Here is an 18,118-nt window from a genome sequence, read left to right as displayed (position 1 = left end):
ATTTGCCGTCCAGATGCATGTTTACAAGGCATTGGAAGCTATGGTTTCAGGAGCAATCTCAAAATAAGCATGCACCCGACCAGAGACAGCGAGCAAGCGCCGCCGCGCGGCGAGGCTGTCGCGCCCACCCGAGCAGCGGGCGCGGGGCCGGGCTCAGGGCTGCTACAGCTTGAACTCTGCAATCAGCGGCAGATGATCCGACATGCGCCACCAGATGCGCCCCTTGGGCACCTGCAGCCCCAGCGGGGTCAGGCCACGCACATAGATATGGTCGAGCTGCGCAATCGGCAGCCGCGAAGGATAGGTCAGAATGCCCTGCGTTTCCTCGTACTCGAACAGGCCGAAACCCGCCAGCATGCGCTTGATCTGGTTGCCCCAGTCATTGAAGTCGCCCGCCACCACCAGCGGTGCATTGGGCGGCACCTCGCGCTCGATGAAACGCTGCAGCAACGCGATCTGGCGAATGCGGCTGCCCGGAATCAGACCCAGGTGCACGACGATGGAGTGCACGCGCTTGCCGTGGATGTCCAGCTCCACATGCAGCAGGCCGCGCTGCTCGAAGCGATGGTCCGAGATGTCCTCGTGCTGGTAGCCGATCACCGGCCAGCGGCTGAGCAGCGCATTGCCGTGCTCGCCGTCCCGAGTGTAGGCATTGGTCAGATAGACGGACTCGTAGCCTTCGGGAGCCAGATACTCGGCCTGAGGCACATTGGGCCAGCGGTCGAAATACTGCTCCTCCTTGCGGTTCATCTTGCGAACCTCCTGAAGGCAGACGATGTCCGCATCGAGCTGCTCCACCGCGAGTCCCAGATTGTGAATCTCCAGCCTCCTGGCAGGGCCCAGGCCCTGCACACCCTTGTGAATGTTGTAGGTAGCCACGCGCAGGATCTGCGGCTCTGGCGGCGTAGACAACTGAACTTCAGACATAGGCACTGTGGGTTTCAAGGCTGTTGCCTGCAGCGGCGCTCGACCAGCGCCGGCTCGAAGCGCGGCAACAGCAAAATAGCTTCTGCGTTGGAAGAAGAAAAGCAGCGCTGGGCTGCCTCACGCCAATCATGCCAATCATGTGCGGTGTGCTCCCTGGGATTCAAGTGCACGGTCATGTGAGGTGGCACACGGAGGCCGAAGACACGCTCCTGGTTATGGCTGACGCCCGGCGCGTAACGATGCAGCCATTGCGGATAGATGGCGTAGACGTTCTCGAGTTCCCAATCGGTCAGGCAACAGTCCGGCGCCAGCGCGTCGATGCCGGTTTCCTCGAGCACCTCGCGCACCGCGGTTTCATGCCAATCCTCGTCCAGGCTGTCCTTGCTGCCCGTGACGGATTGCCAGAAAGGCTCGCCCTCGGGCGCATCGATGCTTCGGCGCAGCAGCAACACCTGCCCGTCTTCGCGGTAGATCACGACCAGCACGGACTGCGGAATCTTGTAGGGCCTGACTTCCATCGCAGCATATTAGCGCGGCCAGCATGACAGCAGGCTGAGTCGCCCTGCTGCTTGATAGCCATCAATATTCATAGCTTCAACCGCTTTCCAATCATTGAATTCAGACTGAAAACCATCTGAGTCTCAAGATTGACAGGCGCAAGCAGCTCCCGATTTCAAAGCAACAAAAAAGCGCCAGCCGCTTTCGCGAACTGGCGCCCGGGTGTGAACAGCGACCGGCGCTGTTCACGGGGAGCTTGGGAATCAAGCCTCGGTGGTGACCACCATGGGGTTACGCAGCTTGATGTGCAGCTCGCGCAGCTGCTTCTCGTCCACGGGCGAGGGAGCCTGGGTCAGCAGATCCTGGGCGCGCTGTGTCTTGGGGAAGGCAATCACGTCGCGGATGGAGTCGGAGCCCGTCATCAGCGTGATCAGACGATCCAGGCCGAAGGCCAGACCACCATGGGGGGGCGCACCGTACTGCAGCGCGTCCAGCAGATAGCCGAACTTGGCACGTTGCTGCTCGGGCGTGATGTTCAGGGCTTCGAACACCTTGGCCTGCACGTCGGCACGGTGGATACGCACCGAGCCGCCGCCCAGCTCCCAGCCGTTCAGAACCATGTCGTAGGCCTTGGCAATGCACTTGCCTGGATCGGTGTCCATCAGGTCTTCGTGACCATCCTTGGGCGAGGTGAAGGGGTGGTGCACGGCCACCCAGCGGCCGCTGTCCTCGTCATGTTCGAACATGGGGAAGTCCACCACCCACAGAGGCGCCCACTTGTCTTCGAACAGGCCGCTCTTCTTGCCGAATTCGCTGTGGCCGACCTTCAGGCGCAGGGCGCCGATGGAGTCGTTGACGATCTTTTCCTTGTCGGCGCCAAAGAACAGCAGGTCGCCATCCTGTGCACCGGTGCGCTTGACGATTTCGGCCAGCGCAGCATCGTGCAGGTTCTTGACGATGGGCGACTGCAGGCCTTCACGGCCCTTGGCCACTTCGTTGACCTTGATCCAGGCCAGGCCCTTGGCACCGTAGATCTTGACGAACTCGGTGTAGCCGTCGATCTCGCCACGCGAGATGGCAGCGCCGCCGGGCACGCGCAGGGCCACGACACGGCCGCCCTTGGTGGTGGCGGGGGTGGAGAAGACCTTGAAGTCCACATCGCCCATGATGTCGGTCAGCTCGGTGAACTCGAGCTTGACGCGCAGGTCGGGCTTGTCCGAACCGAAGCGGAAGGCCGCGTCCTGGTAGGTCATGATGGGGAACTCGCCCAGATCCACGTTCAACTGGGTCTGGAACACTTCCTTGATCATGCGCTGGAAGATGGCGCGGATTTCCTCTTCGTTCAGGAAAGAGGTTTCGCAGTCGATCTGCGTGAATTCGGGCTGACGATCAGCGCGCAGGTCTTCGTCGCGGAAGCACTTGGTGATCTGGTAGTAGCGGTCGAAGCCCGAGACCATCAGCATCTGCTTGTACAACTGGGGCGACTGGGGCAGCGCGAAGAATTCGCCGTCATGCACACGCGAGGGCACCAGGTAGTCACGGGCGCCTTCGGGCGTGGACTTGCCCAGCATGGGAGTCTCGATGTCGATGAAGCCTTCCTTGTCGAGGAAGTTGCGCACCTGGATGGCGGTCTTGTAACGCAGCATCATATTGCGCTGCATCACGGGACGACGCAGATCCATCACGCGATTCGTGAGGCGCACGGTTTCCGACAGATTGTCATCGTCCAGCTGGAAAGGAGGCGTGACGGAAGCGTTGAGCACGTTCAGCTCATGGCACAGCACTTCGATCTGACCGCTCTTGAGCTTGTCGTTGGTGGTGCCGGCGGGACGCGCACGCACCACACCCTTGACCTGCACGCAGAACTCGTTGCGCACGTCTTCGGCCACCTTGAACATCTCGGCGCGGTCGGGGTCGCAGACCACCTGCACATAGCCTTCACGGTCGCGCAGGTCGATGAAGATCACGCCACCATGGTCACGGCGGCGATTCACCCAGCCGCACAGGGTCACGGTTTCGCCCATTTGGGCTTCGGTCACCAGACCGCAGTATTGAGAACGCATTGCCATGAAAATTCTTCCTGCACCTTAGGGGTGCGACAAGGTTGTTTGTTTGGATTCTTCGATCAGGGCGAGGTCTGGCGGAGCCACCACGCCCATCGAAACAATGTATTTGAGCGCCGCATCCACACTCATCTCCAGCTCGATGCACTCGCTCTTGCGCACCAGCACGAAGTAACCCCCGGTGGGGTTGGGTGTGGTGGGCACGAAGACGCTCACATATTCATCGCGCAGCAAAGCCGCCACTTCACCGCTGGGCTGGCCTGTGACGAAAGCCACGGTCCATACGCCCTCGCGCGGCCACTGCACCAGCACTGCCGTGCGAAAAGCGTTGCCGCTGTCGGAGAACACGGTGTCCGAGACCTGCTTGACGCTGGAATAGATGGAGCGCACCACGGGAATGCGACGCACCAGCGCATCACCCCAGCCCACCAGCTTGCGGCCGATGAAATTGCTGGCAATGCCGCCCACGAGCAGCAGAATCAGCAAGGTCAGAATAACGCCAAAGCCCGGAATATGCATGCCCAGCAATCTGTCGGGCTGCCAGGCCTCGGGAAGAATGGCCAGCGTCTGATCAAGCGTTCCGATGATCCAGTTGAGCACGCCCAGCGTGATCACCAGGGGAACGATGACCAGCAAACCGGCAATCAGCCACTTGCGCAATGCAGACATAGTGTGGGTAAGCCTCAGGAATTGGCGGGCGCAGGGGCAGGGGCAGGGGCAGCTGCTGCAGGTGCAGCGGCACTGTCACTGGATGAAGAGGTGCTTGCAGCCGGCTTGCTGCCGCTGTTCTTGAAGTCCGTGGCATACCAGCCAGAACCCTTGAGCTGAAAGCCCGGAGCGGTGAGCTGCTTGGAAAAGGCCTCGGCCCCGCAAGCTGGGCACACGGTCAGCGGCGCGTCCGAGATTTTCTGCAGCACATCCTTGGCGTGACCGCAGGAGCCACACTTGTATGCATAGATAGGCATAGCGCTAAAAACGGAGAAAGTGCAAAAACCCTCAATTATAGGCGCCGCCCCTGGTTTTGCTGCGCTGCGCAAGCAAGCCCCGGTGCAGCCGGTTTGCTCTCTCAAGCCTTGATCTCGGCCAGGGACTCGATTTCACGGTGATGGTTGCTGATCCACTGGGGCAGCAGCGAGCCTGCAAGCATGCCGGCAACCGCAGCCAAAAGACCAGCCAGCTGCTGTGGAAAAGCCTGGTTGAGCGCGGGCGTGACCATGAAGACCAGCCACACACCTATGCCCAGCGCCACGGCACTGATGGCACCCTGGGTGGTGGCTCGCTTCCAGTACAGGCCGAACACCAGCGGCACGAAGGCCCCCACCAGCGGCACCTGATAGGCGCTGGCGACCAGCTCATAGATGGGCGTGCCCTCCATGGCTATCGAATAGGCCAGCACACAGGCCGCAAACACCAGCACGCTGATGCGCATGGTCCTGAGGTTTTCCTTGTCCGTGGTGTAGGGACGGAACTGGCGCCAGATGTTCTCGGTAAAGGTCACGCTGGGAGCCAGCAAGGTGGCCGACGCACAGGACTTGATGGCCGAGAGCAGCGCGCCGAAGAACAGCACCTGCATGGCAAACGGCATCTTGTCCATCACCAGGGTGGGCAGCACCTTCTGCGGATCATCGGCCAGCAGGGCCGTGGCTTCGGCGGGCATGATGATGAGCGCACTGGCCACCAGGAACATGGGTACGAAGGCAAAGATCACATAGCAGGCACCGCCGATGATGGTGCCGCGCACGGCCGACTTCTCGGTGTCTGCCGACATCACGCGCTGGAAGATGTCCTGCTGCGGAATCGAGCCCAGCATCATGGTCACGGCAGCGCCGATGAAGAAAACGATTTCATGCAGCGAGGGCTCGGGCAGAAACTTGAACAGATCCCGGCTGGTGGCCAGATCGACCACCTTGCCCGCGCCGCCCGCCATGTCACCGGCAAAAAAGGCCAGTATCAGCAGGCCGGCGACCAGGATGGTCATCTGCACGAAATCCGTCACGGCCACGGACCACATGCCGCCGAACAGGGTGTAGACCAGCACCGAGAGCACGCCTATCGTCATGCCCATGGGAATGCTGACGACACCGCCCGAGAGCAGGTTGAATACCAGGCCCAGCGCCGTGACCTGGGCCGAAACCCAGCCCAGATAGCTGAGCATGATGATCAGCGAGCAGACCACCTCGATAGCTCGGCCATAGCGCGAGCGGTAGTAGTCGCTGATGGTCAGCAGATTCATGCGGTAGAGCTTGGCCGCAAAAAAGACGCCCACCAGGATCAGGCACATGCCCGCGCCAAACGGATCTTCCACCAGCGCATGCAGACCGCCTTCGATGAACTTGGCAGGCACGCCCAGCACCAGCTCGGACCCGAACCAGGTCGCGAATGTGGTGGTGATGATCATGTAGAGCGGCAGATGACGGCCGGCAATGGCGAAATCCGCCGTGTTCTTCACGCGTCTGGCGGCCCACAGGCCGATGCCGATGGTCACTAACAGGTAGACGATCACCAATGAGAGCAGCACGCTGGCACTCCTCGAACTCTAAAGAAAGGGAAAGCTCAGAAGCGGATGCGCAGCAGAACCTGCAGCACCACCAGACCGATGACGAAACCGATGCCGCCGCAGAGGATGGCCTGCAGCAGACGGTTTGTCGTTTTCTGCTGCTGCAGCAGCTCCTTGAGCAGGGTCTCGCTGTCATTGCCGGCTCCATGCCTGGACAGATACTGGTGCAGCACACGCGGAATGTCGGGCAGGATCTTGGCGTAACGCGGCGCCTGCGCCTGCAGCTCATGCCATAGGCGCTGCGGTCCCATCTGGTCCAGCATCCATTTCTCGAGGAATGGCTTGGCCGTGCTCCAGAGGTCGAGGTTGGGGTCGAGCTGACGGCCCAGGCCCTCGATATTGAGCAGCGTCTTTTGCAGCAGCACCAGCTGGGGCTGGATCTCGACCTGGAAACGGCGCGAGGTCTGGAACAGGCGCATCAGCACCATGCCCAGCGAGATTTCGGCCAGAGGCCGGTCGAAATAAGGCTCGCAGACGGCGCGGATGGCCGCCTCCAGCTCCTCGACGCGCGTCGTGGCCGGCACCCAGCCGCTTTCCACATGCAAGGCGGCAACACGCTTGTAGTCGCGGCGGAAGAAGGCCAGGAAGTTCTGCGCCAGGTATTCCTTGTCGAACTCGGTCAGCGTGCCGACGATGCCGAAGTCCAGCGAGATATAGCGCCCGAAGGTATCGGGCTCCAGGCTGACCATGATGTTGCCCGGGTGCATGTCGGCATGAAAGAAGCCGTCGCGGAACACCTGGGTAAAGAAGATGGTCACGCCATCGCGCGCCAGCTTGGGGATGTCCACGCCGGCTTCGCGCAGGCGCTCGACCTGGCTGATGGGCACGCCCTTCATGCGCTCCATCACCATCACGTCGGTGTGGCAGTAATCCCAGTGGATCTCGGGGATCAGCACCAGATCCAGCCCTTCCATATTGCGACGCAGTTGCGCGGCATTGGAGGCTTCGCGGATCAGGTCCAGCTCGTCATGCAGATAGTTGTCGAACTCGGCAACCACTTCCTTGGGCTTGAGGCGCTTGCCATCATGGGAGAGCTTTTCCAGCCAGCTCGCCATCATGTGCATCAGCGCCAGATCCTTGTCGATCACGGACTTCATGCCCGGACGCAGCACCTTGACGGCGACGTCGTGCTCGACGCCGGACTTGTCGCGAACCCTGGCAAAGTGCACCTGGGCGATGGACGCGCTGGCCACGGGCTCACGCTCGAAGCTGATGAAGATCTGCTCCAGCGGCTTGCGAAAGGAGCGCTCGATGGTGTCCACCGCGATCTGGGAATCGAACGGCGGCACGCGGTCCTGCAGCTTGGCCAGTTCCTCGGCCACATCGGGCGGCATCAGGTCGCTGCGCGTAGACAGCACCTGACCGAACTTCACGAAGATGGGTCCCAGCTCTTCCAGCGCTTCGCGCAGGCGCACGCCACGTGGCTTGTCCAGCTTGCGGCCAAAGGTCAGCACGCCGCGCAGGCTGCGCAGGCGCGGATGCGGAATCCCGGAGAGCACCAGCTCATCGAGTCCATAACGAAACACCACCCAGAGGATGGCCCAGCCCCGCAGAAAGCGGCTCATGGCTGTGTGTAATCGGCCCCGGGCATGGCTGCCACGGGTGCCGTGCCGGCAGGATTGGCGACATCGGCAGCAGAGGCAGACTTGCTGCCCATGCGTGCGCCGACGAACTGACGCAGCCCCTGTGCGGCCGTGCGTGCCACCTTGCCAATGGTGTGGGCCGGCACATCGCCAATCAGGCGAGCCAGATCTTCCTCCACATCCCACTTGACGTTATCCACCAGCCAATTGATCTCGGCGGCAAACTGCACATCGCCTTCGATGCGAATGCTGGGCTTGTCGCCACGCAAGGCCGTCTGGGCCAGCGACAGAGGAGAGGTCTCGGTGACTTCCAGCATCAGATCGGGTGCAGCCTCCGCAGGAGCCACGTCGAACAGGCCAGCAGGAGTGACCAGCAAGGCGACCGAATACTGGCGCCATTGCACGCGAGCAATACGCCCCTTCTGGCGCACGAGGCGGTCCATGGCCTCTTTTTCCTGCATCAGCACGTGATTGAGGAAAAGCACCAGACGCTGGTGCATTTCACTCACCAGCCATTCGGGAGCTTGGGGACCGGCCATCACGCGTTCGACGAGACCGCCCAGAAAAGAAAAAGGGGACTGTGTTGCCATAGTCCCCGATTATTCATGAAATTGATTCCCCCCTGTGGCGCTTTGCGCCTTCCCCCCAAGGGGGACGGCACCATCGCTGCGGGGCGGCGCTTATTGCAGCGCCTGCACGCCTGCCACCAGCCAGCCGCTGGTACCACTCTTGGGCTTGGTCATGTTCCAGACTTCACGGAAGGGGCTGGGGCCTGCCGATGCCTCTTCGCGGATCATGCCGGAGAACTCGACGCTGGCCATATAGCCATTGCCCAGATCTTCGATGCCCAGCAGTTGCGCATCGATCATCAACACGTCGGTGTGGTTGGGTTCACCGGCACGCTGGCTCTCGCGCTCGGACAGCTGGCTGCGGATTTCCGCGAGCATCTCGTCGGTCATCATGGAGCGCAGAGTGGTGATGTCGGACCTGTCCCAGGCCGACTGCAGCGTCACGAAGTTGCGCTTGGCTGCCGTGAGAAAGCCTTCGGCATCGAAGTCTGCAGGCACGCCCCAGTTCTGCGAACCCGACAGGGCAGAGCCGATCATGGAGCCGCCAGCTGCAGCTGCGGCTTCGGGAATATGGTTCTGTTCCCAAGGACGAGCCGACGCGTCATTGCCCACTTTTTCGGGGTTGTACTGGCGTGCCTGAGGTGCATTCACATCACCGCCCAGATTGCCTGCGCCCTGAAAGGCGAATGGACTGCTGGTGCTCTGCACGGCAGGCGCTGCCTTGCGACGGCGCATGATCATGCCGACCACCACCATGATCACCATGGCCAGCAGACCGAACATCAGCAGATTGGCAAAGGCTTCGCCCATGCCCAGCGAGTTGGCCAGCCAGGCCAGGCCCAGGCCTGCGGCCAGGCCGCCCAGCATGGCGCCCCATGGCTTCTTGGGTGCAGCGGCCGGAGCCGCTGCAGGCGGAGCAGCACGGTTTTGCTGCGCCGCACTCTGCTGCGGAGCCTGCTGGGTATTCTGAGCGGGAGCACGAGACGCTTCGCGTTGAGTGACGTTGCCCGACTGTTTGCCGAACGATGAGCCACCGCCCATGCGTTTTGCATCGGCCTGACCATGTGCCACCACCAGCATTGCCACCAAGGCGATTGACCAAAGTTTCTTCATCTCATCTCCCTTCTTATAGAAAGTCGCTACAAATCTGCGCACAGGGCGCACTTAACATTTGATTCCCACATGCAAGGCACAGACGCCTCCTGTCATGTTGTGATAGTCCACATGGCCAAAGCCGCATTGCTGCATCAGGGCCTTGAGCTCCTTCTGGCCTGGGTGCATGCGAATGGACTCAGCCAGATAGCGATAGCTTTCGGCGTCGCCGGCAATCATCTTGCCCATGGTCGGCAAAATCTTGAACGAGTACCAGTCATAGACTTTCTCCAGCGGTTTGGCCACCTTGGAAAACTCCAGCACCAGCAGCTTGCCGCCGGGACGCAGCACGCGGTTCATTTCCTTGAGCGCTGCATCCTTGTGCGTCATATTGCGCAGACCGAAGGCCACGCTGACCAGATCGAAATAGTTGTCGGGGAAAGGCAGCTTTTCAGCATCGCAGACCAGCGTGGGCAGGATCACGCCCTTGTCGGTCAAACGGTCACGCCCCACGCGCAACATGGCTTCATTGATGTCGGTGTGCACCACCTGACCGCTGGCGCCCACCTTCTTGGAAAAAGCCAGGGACAGATCTCCTGTGCCGCCCGCGATATCCAGCGCCTTGTCGCCTTCCTTGAGGTTGGCCACCATCAGCGTGTAAGCCTTCCAGGCGCGGTGCAGACCGCCCGACATCACGTCGTTCATGACGTCGTACTTGGAAGCCACGGAGTCGAACACACCGCGTACGCGCGATGCCTTCTCGCTTTCATCAACAGTCTGGAATCCGAAGTGTGTGGAGCTCATAACAAAGAATGCTAAGCAGGCAGTGCTTGCGCGTACAGCGACAACCCCGTATGGCTACAGGCTTTGAAGCACTATGGTTTTTGGAAGGAATTCGCCTTGAGCGCTTATTTCACATGCGCTGCCAGCTATTGGAAATATAGCACCAGCCTCAATAACCCTGTACCGTATGCATGGGCTATGTGGCGTGTACGGGACGTTGCTGCCGGCTTTTGAGCCGACATGCAAGCCCCTGGGAGTCAAAGCTCAATGCACGCTGCAGCCATGACCGCCGGCGCCCTTCTCGGGCATGGGCGTGTCGCGCTCCATCCCGGCCTCTTCAAGGCGCTGCAGATATTGCTGCCACAGAGCATCCTGCTGGCTGCCCAGCTGGTAGAGGTATTCCCAGGTGTACAGACCGCTTTCATGCCCATCGCTGAAGAAGGGCTTGATGGCGTAGTTGCCGACCGGCTCTATGGTGTTGATGCCCACATCGCGCTTGCCGGTCTGCAGCACTTCCTGGCCCGGGCCATGGCCTTGCACCTCGGCCGAGGGCGAGTACACGCGCAGCAACTCGAACGGGATGCGGAAAGTCTTGCCGTCCGAATAAGAGACCTCCAGCACGCGCGATGCGCCATGCACGGTCAATGACTGGGGGGTGGGAGTATTGGCTTGCAGTCCTGCCATGGTTCTCTCCTAATCAATGCATAAAAGGGCAGCCTCAAGCTGCCCTTTGAATCTCCCGTCGGAGACGAAAAACATCACGCGGCCCAGAGGGCCAACGCCTTTTGCAGCACTTCATCCACCTGCGGCAGCTGGCGGGCAATCGCAGCTTCGCGCTCTTCATCGCGCTCGCGCTGGGCCGCAGCCCAGACGGAAGCGGGAAAGTGGCTGTCCCAGTCATAGCGCGCAATCACATGCCAGTGCAGATGTGCCACCATATTACCGAGCGCCGCCAGGTTGATCTTGGTCGGAGCCAGCTGCTCGCGCAGCACGCGCTCGACCAGAGCCACGGCATCCATGCAGACAATGCGATCCGCCGCGCTCAGATCCGAGAACTCGGCCGCATGCTCATTCCAGACCACGCGATAGAAGGCCGGAAAGCCAGCTTCCGCTGCGCGGATCACACGCAGCTTGTCGCCGCGCCAGACCAGCGCACCGCCATCGGCAATGCACAGAGGACAATTTTCAACCAGCATCTGAAATCTCCATTGCAATGCTTCTCGATGTGACCCCAGCAAAGGCCGGAGACACCGAGGCAGGTCCGCCCCGGCCTCCCTTGGGGAAGGAGCGGAGCGACTCAGGGGGCATCACACCAGCACACGCTCGATACCGCCCTGGTTGGCGCGATTGACATACTCGGCCATCCAGTTCTCGCCCAGAATGTCGCGCGCCATCTCGACCACGATGTAGTCGGCTTCGAGCAGACCGTTGTTCAGATCGTTGCCATAGCGGCTCAGGCCCTGCAGGCAGCTGGGGCAGCTGGTCAGGATCTTGACGTTGTCCTGGGCACCCAGCTGGCCGTTGTCACGCAATGCGGCCTCGCCCTTGCGAATCTCCTCGGTCTTGCGGAAACGGATCTGCGTGGAGATATCGGGACGCGTCACCCCCAGCGTGCCGGATTCGCCGCAGCAGCGCTCGCTCTTGAGCACGTTGTCCCCCATCAAGGCCTTGACGGTCTTCATCGGGTCCTGCTGCTTCATGGGCGTATGGCAGGGGTCGTGGTACAGGTAAGCACCCTTGTTCTGCAGCGTGATGCCCTTTTCGAGCAGATATTCGTGGATGTCGATGATGCGGCAGCCGGGGAAGATCTTGTCGAACTGGTAGCCCTGCAACTGGTCATAGCAGGTACCGCAGCTCACCACCACGGTCTTGATGTCCAGATAGTTGAGCGTGGTCGCCACACGGTGGAAGAGCACACGGTTGTCCGTGATCATCTTCTCGGCCTTGTCGAACTGGCCCGAACCGCGCTGGGGATAGCCGCAGCACAGATAACCGGGTGGCAGCACGGTCTGCACGCCGGCATGCCAGAGCATGGCCTGCGTGGCCAGACCCACCTGACTGAACAGGCGCTCCGAGCCGCAGCCGGGGAAGTAGAACACCGCCTCGGTGTCCGACTTGGTGGCCTGCGGGTCGCGGATGATGGGCACGTAATCCTTGTCTTCGATATCCAGCAAGGCGCGCGCCGTCTTGGTGGGCAGACCACCGGGCAGCTTCTTGTTGATGAAGTGAATCACCTGCTCCTTGATGGGAGCCGTGCCCACGGATGCGGGCGGATGCGCGGTCTGCTTCTTGGCGACAGCCCCCAGCACGTCGGCCGCCAGGCGCTGGGCCTTGAAGCCCACGCCCACCATGGCCGTGCGCATGAACTTGATGGTGTCGGGGTTCGTGGCATTGAGCATGGCCATGGCCAGCTTGTTGCCGGGACGGAAGCTCTTCTTGTCCATCTTGCGCAGCAGATTGCGCATATTCATGGTCACGTCGCCAAAGTCGATCTTGACCGGGCAGGGGTTGAAGCACTTGTGGCAGACCGTGCAGTGGTCGGCCACGTCTTCGAATTCCTGCCAGTGCTTGATGGACACGCCACGGCGTGTCTGCTCTTCGTAGAGGAAGGCCTCCACCAGCAGCGAGGTGGCCAGAATCTTGTTGCGCGGTGAGTACAGCAGATTGGCGCGCGGCACATGGGTGGCGCACACGGGCTTGCACTTGCCGCAGCGCAGGCAGTCCTTGACGGAGTTGGCGATGGCGCCGATGTCCGACTGCTGCATGATGATGGATTCATAACCCATCAGGCCGAAACTGGGCGTGTAGGCATTGGTCAGATCGGCAAACATCAGCGACTCGCGCGGCGAGCGACCGTCATGACTCTGGTGCGCCAGGGCATCCCACTCTTCGTTGCGGATCAGCTTGCCCTTGTTGAAGCGGCCTTCGGGGTCCACACGCTTCTTGTAATCGGCAAACGGTGCCAGCTCGGCATCCGAGAGGAATTCCAGCTTGGTGATGCCGATGCCGTGCTCGCCCGAGATCACGCCGTCCAGACTGCGCGCCAGCTCCATGATGCGGGCCACGGCTTCGTGCGCGGTCTGCAGCATTTCATAGTCGTCGGAGTTGACGGGGATGTTGGTGTGCACATTGCCGTCGCCGGCGTGCATGTGCAGGGCCACCCAGACACGGCCCTTGAGCACGGTCTGGTGAATCTCGTTGACCGACTCGCGCAGCGGCTGAAAGGCAGCGCCCGCGAAAATCTTGGACAGCGGCTCCTTGAGCTGGGTCTTCCAGCTCGCACGCAGGCGGTGATCCTGCAGCTCGGGGAACAGCGTGGCCACGCCGTCCAGCCAGCCCTGCCAGAGCTCGCGCACCTCGGCCACCAGCGCCAGGGCCTGCTGCACGCGGTCTTCCAGCAGTTCGGCACTGGGGATGTCGCCGGCATCGTCGCTCTTGCCCAGGGGCAGATCGGAGTGCTTGAAAAAGCCGCTCAGCTCGTCGCAGAGCTTGAGCTTGTTGCGCAGCGACAGCTCGATATTGATGCGCTCGATGCCATCGGTGTACTCGGCCATGCGCGGCAGCGGAATCACCACGTCTTCGTTAATCTTGAAGGCGTTGGTATGGCGCGAGATCGCTGCCGTGCGCTTGCGGTCCAGCCAGAACTTCTTGCGCGCCTCGGCGCTGACGGCGGTAAAGCCCTCGCCGTTGCGTGAATTGGCGATGCGCACCACCTCGGCCGCCACGCGGGCCACTTCGTCGGCATCGTCACCGGCGATATCGCCCAGCAGCACCATCTTGGGCAGACGGCCGTTGCCCTTCTTGCTCTTGGTCGCGTAGCCCACGGCCTTGAGGTAGCGGTCGTCCAGGTGTTCAAGGCCGGCCAGCAGCACGCCCGAGCGCTTTTGCTCGGCGAACATATAGTCCTTGATCTCGACGATGGAGGGCACGGCATCCTTGGCATTGCCGAAGAATTCCATGCAAACGGTACGTGTATGCGCCGGCATGCGGTGCACCACCCAGCGCGCGCTGGTGATCAGGCCGTCCGTGCCTTCCTTCTGGATGCCGGGCAGACCCGAGAGGAATTTGTCGGTCACGTCCTTGCCCAGGCCTTCCTTGCGGAAGGTGTGACCGGGGATGTCCAGGCGCTCGGTGCGCACATGGGTCTTGCCGTCCGCCTCGAAGTACTTCAGCTCGAAACAGGCCATCTCGGCATCATGGATCTTGCCGAGGTTGTGATCCAGGCGTGTGACCTCCAGCCATTGCGCATCGGGAGTGACCATGCGCCAGGACACCAGATTGTCCAGGGCAGTACCCCAGAGCACGGCCTTTTTGCCGCCCGCGTTCATGGCGATATTGCCGCCTATGCAGGAGGCCTCGATGGAGGTCGGGTCCACGGCGAACACAAAGCCGCCGCGCTCAGCCGCATCGGCCACACGCTGAGTCACCACACCGGCTTCGGAGTAGATGGTGGGCACTTCGTGATCCACGCCGGGAATCATGCGCATCTCGACTTCGGTCAGCGCTTCCAGCTTCTCGGTGTTGATGACCACCGAGCGCCAGGTCAAAGGTATGGCACCACCCGTGTATCCGGTACCGCCTCCTCGCGGAATGATGGTCAGACCGAGCTCGATGCAGCCCTTGACCAGACCGGCCATCTCGGCTTCGGTATCGGGCGTCAGCACGACAAACGGGTATTCGACGCGCCAGTCGGTCGCATCGGTCACATGGGCCACGCGCGACAGACCGTCGAACTTGATGTTGTCCTTGGCGGTATAGCGACGCAGCGTCTTCTGCGCGCGGCGGCGCAGCTGCTCGGCCTCGACAAAAGTGGCGTTGAATTCATGCACGGCGCGGTGGGCCGCTTCCACCAGCTGACCCACCAACTGATCGCGCAGCGCATCCTCGTTGGGCTCGCGGCGCTTGTCGATCTCGGCCAGGCGATGCTCCAGCGCCTCGACCAGCGACTTGCGGCGGTCAGGGTTGTGGATCAGGTCGTCCTGAAGATAGGGATTGCGCTGCACAACCCAGATATCCCCCAGCACTTCGTAGAGCATGCGGGCGGATCGGCCGGTACGGCGTTCCTGACGCAGCTGATTGAGCACATCCCACATGGATGAGCCCAGCAGACGAATCACAATCTCACGGTCAGAGAACGATGTGTAGTTATAGGGAATCTCGCGCAGTCGTGCGGGTTCGGCAGCCTGGGCCTGGAGGGCGGCAGCCAACGCAATCGGTACATTCATGGGGGTAGACCGTGTCGGGCGCCCTCTGTGTGGCGCCCCTAAGCCAGTGGGATGACGATTTTAAGCGACGGAGGCTCAGCCATGCTTTGCTATGGGTTCTGAGTGGCCAGCCCTGCTATCGCCAAAGCAGCAAGCCCCATCGGCATTTCGCAGGCGATCCGCTGCATGACGATGCACAAAGGCGCTGCGAACCCGTTCACCGCTGCACGCAGCCAAAGGGTAGATGAATCTTTCATAGGCTATTTAGACAAAAATCATACATTTCCGAATCAAAAACAACTCAATACGAAAGACTACCAACAACAAACGAAATGCCGTTGACCTAGAATGGCGCAGCTTCGCGCACCATCAGATGTCACCGGATCGTCATACAAAGGCTTGTGACTGCGGGTTCTGCCCATGGTGCGGCGCGTTGCCCATGCAAACAATGACATCCATATGTCATACGGATGACTTAGTGTGCATCACCGCATATTTCGTCAACGATCGTTAGAGGAGCCTTCATGCAATTCAAGCAACTGGCCATGGCCGCCGCCGTCGCCGCTACTACTTTCTCGGCACAAGCCGTCACCGAAATCCAATGGTGGCACTCGATGACTGCCGTGAATAACGAGTGGGTCAATGACCTGGCCAAGCAGTTCAACGAAAGCCAGAAGGATTACAAGGTCGTGCCCACGTTCAAGGGCGTGTACGACGAATCCATGACGGCCGCGATTGCAGCCTTCCGCTCGGGCAACGCCCCTCACATCCTGCAGGTGTTTGAAGTGGGGACCGCCACCATGATGGCTTCCAAGGGTGCGACGGTGCCCGTGGGCAAGGTGATGCAGGACGCCGGCGTCGCTTTCGACCCCAAGACCTACATCCCCGCCGTGGCCGGTTACTACACGGCCCCCAACGGCCAGATGCTGAGCTTCCCCTTCAACAGCTCGACAACCATCTTCTACTACAACAAGGACGCCTTCAAGAAGGCCGGCCTGAACCCCGACGTCGCCCCCAAGACCTGGCCCGAAGTCTTTGCTGCCGCCAAGAAGCTCAAGGAAAGCGGCCACAGCTGCCCCATGACCCTGGCATGGCAAGGCTGGACCCAGCTGGAGTCCTTCTCCACCTGGCACAACGTGGAATTCGCCACCGAGCACAACGGTCTGAGCGCCAACGGCTACAAGGCGCGCATGAAGATCAACTCGCCTCTGCACGTCAAGCACATCGACAACCTGGCCGCAGCAGCCAAGGCTGGCGAGTTTGTCTACAAGGGTCGCGCCTCCACTTCCCAGGCTTCGTTCACCGCCGGTGAATGCGCCATGATCCAGACTTCGTCCGGCTTCTACGGCGATGTGGCCAAGAACGCCAAGTTCAACTACGCCCTGGCTCCCTTGCCCTACTATCCCGATGTCAAGGGCGCTCCCCAGAACACCGTGATCGGCGGCGCTTCGCTATGGGTCATGGCTGGCAAGAAGGCCGAAGAGTACAAGGGCGTGGCCAAGTTCTTCGAGTTCCTGTCGCAGACCAAGGTACAGGCCGCTTCGCACCAGCGCACCGGCTACCTGCCCGTGACCATGGCGGCCTATGACCTGACCGAAAAGTCCGGTTTCTACGCCAAGCACCCCGGCACCGACACCGCCGTGACGCAGATGATCCGCAAGGTGACCGACAACTCGCGCGGCATCCGTCTGGGCAACTACGTGCAGATCCGTACCATCGAGGACGAAGAACTCGAACAGGTGTGGGCTGGCAAGAAGACCGGCAAGCAGGCGCTGGACTCCATCGTGAGCCGTGGCAACGAACTGCTGGCTCGCTTCGAGCGCTCCTACAAACAGTAAACCCTCCAGGCACCCGCAAGGGTGCCGCCAAGGCCTGCGGGGCCTTCAAACAAGGCTCTGCACCCCCAAATACCCCGTTGACTGCACCCAGGCTCCGGCGGTTTTTTTATTTGTAACTCCTCATGGAAAAACGCGTTCTTTTCCGATCCAAGTGGCTTCCCTGGGTGCTGATCACCCCCCAGCTACTGATCATCGGCATCTTCTTCTTCTGGCCCGCCGGTCAGGCTGTGCTCCAGTCATTCCAGATGGAAGACGCGTTCGGCATGAGTACCGAATGGGTTGGCCTGGACAACTTCCGCCAGTTGTTCGCCGACCCCACCTATCTGAATTCCTTCAAGCGCACAGCACTGTTCTCCGTGCTGGTGGCCGGCGTCGGCATTGCCGTTTCGCTGGCTCTGGCCATCTTTGCGGATCGCATCATCCGCTTTGCCATGGTCTACAAGACCTTGCTGATCATCCCCTATGCAGTGGCTCCCGTGATCGCAGGCGTGCTGTGGGTCTTCATGTTCTCGCCCTCCATCGGTGTGGTGACCCATTACATGGGCAAGCTGGGCTATGAATGGAACCATCTGATGAACGAAAACCAGGCCATGGCCCTGATCGTCATCACCTCGGTGTGGAAACAGATTTCCTACAACTTCCTGTTCTTCCTCGCCGGACTGCAGTCCATTCCCAAGGCACTGATCGAAGCCGCGTCCATCGACGGTGCCGGCCCATGGCGCCGCTTCTGGAACATCCAGCTGCCGCTGCTCTCGCCCACCACCTTCTTCCTGCTGGTGATCAACGTCGTCTACGCCTTCTTCGACACCTTCGGCATCATTGATGCAGCCACGCAGGGCGGCCCCGGCCAGTCCACATCGATTCTGGTCTACAAGGTCTACCAGGACGGCTTCAAGGCGCTGGACCTGGGCGGCTCCGCAGCCCAGTCCGTGATCCTGATGCTGATTGTTGTCGTGCTGACTGTGATCCAGTTCCGCTATGTTGAAAAGAAAGTGCAGTACTGA

At 61.1% G+C, this 18,118-nt stretch carries 16 protein-coding genes; 3 read left to right on the top strand and 13 right to left on the bottom strand.

What is annotated here, in order from left to right; genetic code table 11:
- Positions 1 to 162: 162 nt before the first annotated feature.
- The 13 genes from AAIL66_RS00170 to AAIL66_RS00110 all read right to left on the bottom strand — a co-directional run bounded on the left by AAIL66_RS00170 (position 163) and on the right by AAIL66_RS00110 (position 15,297).
- Positions 163 to 927: an endonuclease/exonuclease/phosphatase family protein gene (locus tag AAIL66_RS00170; RefSeq protein ID WP_043370940.1), complete on the bottom strand. Its 765-nt coding sequence runs from the start codon at positions 925 to 927 to the stop codon at positions 163 to 165.
- A 14-nt stretch (positions 928 to 941) separates the two neighbouring features.
- Positions 942 to 1,445 carry a dihydroneopterin triphosphate diphosphatase gene (gene nudB / locus AAIL66_RS00165; RefSeq protein WP_343495737.1) on the bottom strand — a complete coding sequence of 168 codons (504 nt, stop codon included), beginning with the start codon at positions 1,443 to 1,445 and terminating at the stop codon, positions 942 to 944.
- A gap of 243 nt (positions 1,446 to 1,688) precedes the next feature.
- Positions 1,689 to 3,494: an aspartate--tRNA ligase gene (aspS, locus tag AAIL66_RS00160; RefSeq protein ID WP_045838427.1), complete on the bottom strand. Its 1,806-nt coding sequence runs from the start codon at positions 3,492 to 3,494 to the stop codon at positions 1,689 to 1,691.
- Positions 3,495 to 3,512: 18 nt separating this feature from the next.
- Positions 3,513 to 4,157, bottom strand: a complete 645-nt coding sequence (locus AAIL66_RS00155) for a DUF502 domain-containing protein (protein WP_003058473.1) — start codon at positions 4,155 to 4,157, stop codon at positions 3,513 to 3,515.
- A 14-nt stretch (positions 4,158 to 4,171) separates the two neighbouring features.
- Positions 4,172 to 4,453: an FmdB family zinc ribbon protein gene (locus AAIL66_RS00150; protein WP_343495736.1), complete on the bottom strand. Its 282-nt coding sequence runs from the start codon at positions 4,451 to 4,453 to the stop codon at positions 4,172 to 4,174.
- A gap of 101 nt (positions 4,454 to 4,554) precedes the next feature.
- Positions 4,555 to 6,006 (bottom strand): sodium:solute symporter family protein, encoded by a 1,452-nt coding sequence (locus AAIL66_RS00145; RefSeq protein WP_343495735.1) that lies wholly within the window; start codon positions 6,004 to 6,006, stop codon positions 4,555 to 4,557.
- A 35-nt stretch (positions 6,007 to 6,041) separates the two neighbouring features.
- A complete protein-coding gene (gene ubiB, locus AAIL66_RS00140; RefSeq protein ID WP_012837124.1) occupies positions 6,042 to 7,610 on the bottom strand; it encodes a ubiquinone biosynthesis regulatory protein kinase UbiB in 1,569 nt (522 codons plus the stop codon).
- Entirely contained in the window at positions 7,607 to 8,218 is a 612-nt protein-coding gene (locus tag AAIL66_RS00135; protein ID WP_003065999.1) for a hypothetical protein, read from the bottom strand. Before AAIL66_RS00135 ends, ubiB begins: the two co-directional genes overlap by 4 nt.
- Positions 8,219 to 8,308: 90 nt before the next feature.
- Positions 8,309 to 9,310 (bottom strand): Tim44-like domain-containing protein, encoded by a 1,002-nt coding sequence (locus AAIL66_RS00130; RefSeq protein ID WP_034357573.1) that lies wholly within the window; start codon positions 9,308 to 9,310, stop codon positions 8,309 to 8,311.
- 51 nt (positions 9,311 to 9,361) lie between these two features.
- Entirely contained in the window at positions 9,362 to 10,093 is a 732-nt protein-coding gene (ubiE, locus tag AAIL66_RS00125) for a bifunctional demethylmenaquinone methyltransferase/2-methoxy-6-polyprenyl-1,4-benzoquinol methylase UbiE (protein ID WP_003065997.1), read from the bottom strand.
- Positions 10,094 to 10,336: 243 nt separating this feature from the next.
- Positions 10,337 to 10,756, bottom strand: a complete 420-nt coding sequence (locus tag AAIL66_RS00120; RefSeq protein WP_003065996.1) for a DUF971 domain-containing protein — start codon at positions 10,754 to 10,756, stop codon at positions 10,337 to 10,339.
- Between the two features lie 74 nt (positions 10,757 to 10,830).
- Entirely contained in the window at positions 10,831 to 11,268 is a 438-nt protein-coding gene (locus AAIL66_RS00115; protein WP_343495734.1) for an HIT family protein, read from the bottom strand.
- 111 nt (positions 11,269 to 11,379) lie between these two features.
- On the bottom strand, positions 11,380 to 15,297 hold the full coding sequence (locus tag AAIL66_RS00110) for an FAD/FMN-binding oxidoreductase (RefSeq protein ID WP_034357568.1): 3,918 nt from the start codon (positions 15,295 to 15,297) through the stop codon (positions 11,380 to 11,382).
- A gap of 102 nt (positions 15,298 to 15,399) precedes the next feature.
- On the opposite strand from AAIL66_RS00110, the gene AAIL66_RS00105 reads away from it, so the two are divergent.
- From AAIL66_RS00105 to ugpA, 3 genes are all read left to right on the top strand, one after another.
- Positions 15,400 to 15,618 (top strand): hypothetical protein, encoded by a 219-nt coding sequence (locus tag AAIL66_RS00105; RefSeq protein WP_131324692.1) that lies wholly within the window; start codon positions 15,400 to 15,402, stop codon positions 15,616 to 15,618.
- A 182-nt stretch (positions 15,619 to 15,800) separates the two neighbouring features.
- Positions 15,801 to 17,114 carry a sn-glycerol-3-phosphate ABC transporter substrate-binding protein UgpB gene (gene ugpB / locus AAIL66_RS00100; RefSeq protein ID WP_034357566.1) on the top strand — a complete coding sequence of 438 codons (1,314 nt, stop codon included), beginning with the start codon at positions 15,801 to 15,803 and terminating at the stop codon, positions 17,112 to 17,114.
- Positions 17,115 to 17,236: 122 nt separating this feature from the next.
- On the top strand, positions 17,237 to 18,118 hold the full coding sequence (gene ugpA / locus AAIL66_RS00095; protein ID WP_034357563.1) for a sn-glycerol-3-phosphate ABC transporter permease UgpA: 882 nt from the start codon (positions 17,237 to 17,239) through the stop codon (positions 18,116 to 18,118).

The organism is Comamonas sp. F1-6 (genome assembly GCF_039581415.1).
Lineage (GTDB): Bacteria > Pseudomonadota > Gammaproteobacteria > Burkholderiales > Burkholderiaceae_C > Comamonas > Comamonas thiooxydans.
The sequence above is the reverse complement of the archived record's forward strand: the minus strand, read 5'-3'. Positions and strand labels throughout refer to the sequence as shown.

Bases quoted from the DNA above. Each gene is read 5' to 3' on its own strand.
- AAIL66_RS00170 (WP_043370940.1), bottom strand. From the start codon at position 927: ATGTCTGAAGTTCAGTTGTCTACGCCGCCAGAGCCGCAGATCCTGCGC.
- nudB (WP_343495737.1), bottom strand. From the start codon at position 1,445: ATGGAAGTCAGGCCCTACAAGATTCCGCAGTCCGTGCTGGTCGTGATC.
- aspS (WP_045838427.1), bottom strand. From the start codon at position 3,494: ATGGCAATGCGTTCTCAATACTGCGGTCTGGTGACCGAAGCCCAAATG.
- AAIL66_RS00155 (WP_003058473.1), bottom strand. From the start codon at position 4,157: ATGTCTGCATTGCGCAAGTGGCTGATTGCCGGTTTGCTGGTCATCGTT.
- AAIL66_RS00150 (WP_343495736.1), bottom strand. From the start codon at position 4,453: ATGCCTATCTATGCATACAAGTGTGGCTCCTGCGGTCACGCCAAGGAT.
- ubiB (WP_012837124.1), bottom strand. From the start codon at position 7,610: ATGAGCCGCTTTCTGCGGGGCTGGGCCATCCTCTGGGTGGTGTTTCGT.
- AAIL66_RS00135 (WP_003065999.1), bottom strand. From the start codon at position 8,218: ATGGCAACACAGTCCCCTTTTTCTTTTCTGGGCGGTCTCGTCGAACGC.
- AAIL66_RS00130 (WP_034357573.1), bottom strand. From the start codon at position 9,310: ATGAAGAAACTTTGGTCAATCGCCTTGGTGGCAATGCTGGTGGTGGCA.
- ubiE (WP_003065997.1), bottom strand. From the start codon at position 10,093: ATGAGCTCCACACACTTCGGATTCCAGACTGTTGATGAAAGCGAGAAG.
- AAIL66_RS00120 (WP_003065996.1), bottom strand. From the start codon at position 10,756: ATGGCAGGACTGCAAGCCAATACTCCCACCCCCCAGTCATTGACCGTG.
- AAIL66_RS00115 (WP_343495734.1), bottom strand. From the start codon at position 11,268: ATGCTGGTTGAAAATTGTCCTCTGTGCATTGCCGATGGCGGTGCGCTG.
- AAIL66_RS00110 (WP_034357568.1), bottom strand. From the start codon at position 15,297: ATGAATGTACCGATTGCGTTGGCTGCCGCCCTCCAGGCCCAGGCTGCC.
- ugpB (WP_034357566.1), top strand. From the start codon at position 15,801: ATGCAATTCAAGCAACTGGCCATGGCCGCCGCCGTCGCCGCTACTACT.
- ugpA (WP_034357563.1), top strand. From the start codon at position 17,237: ATGGAAAAACGCGTTCTTTTCCGATCCAAGTGGCTTCCCTGGGTGCTG.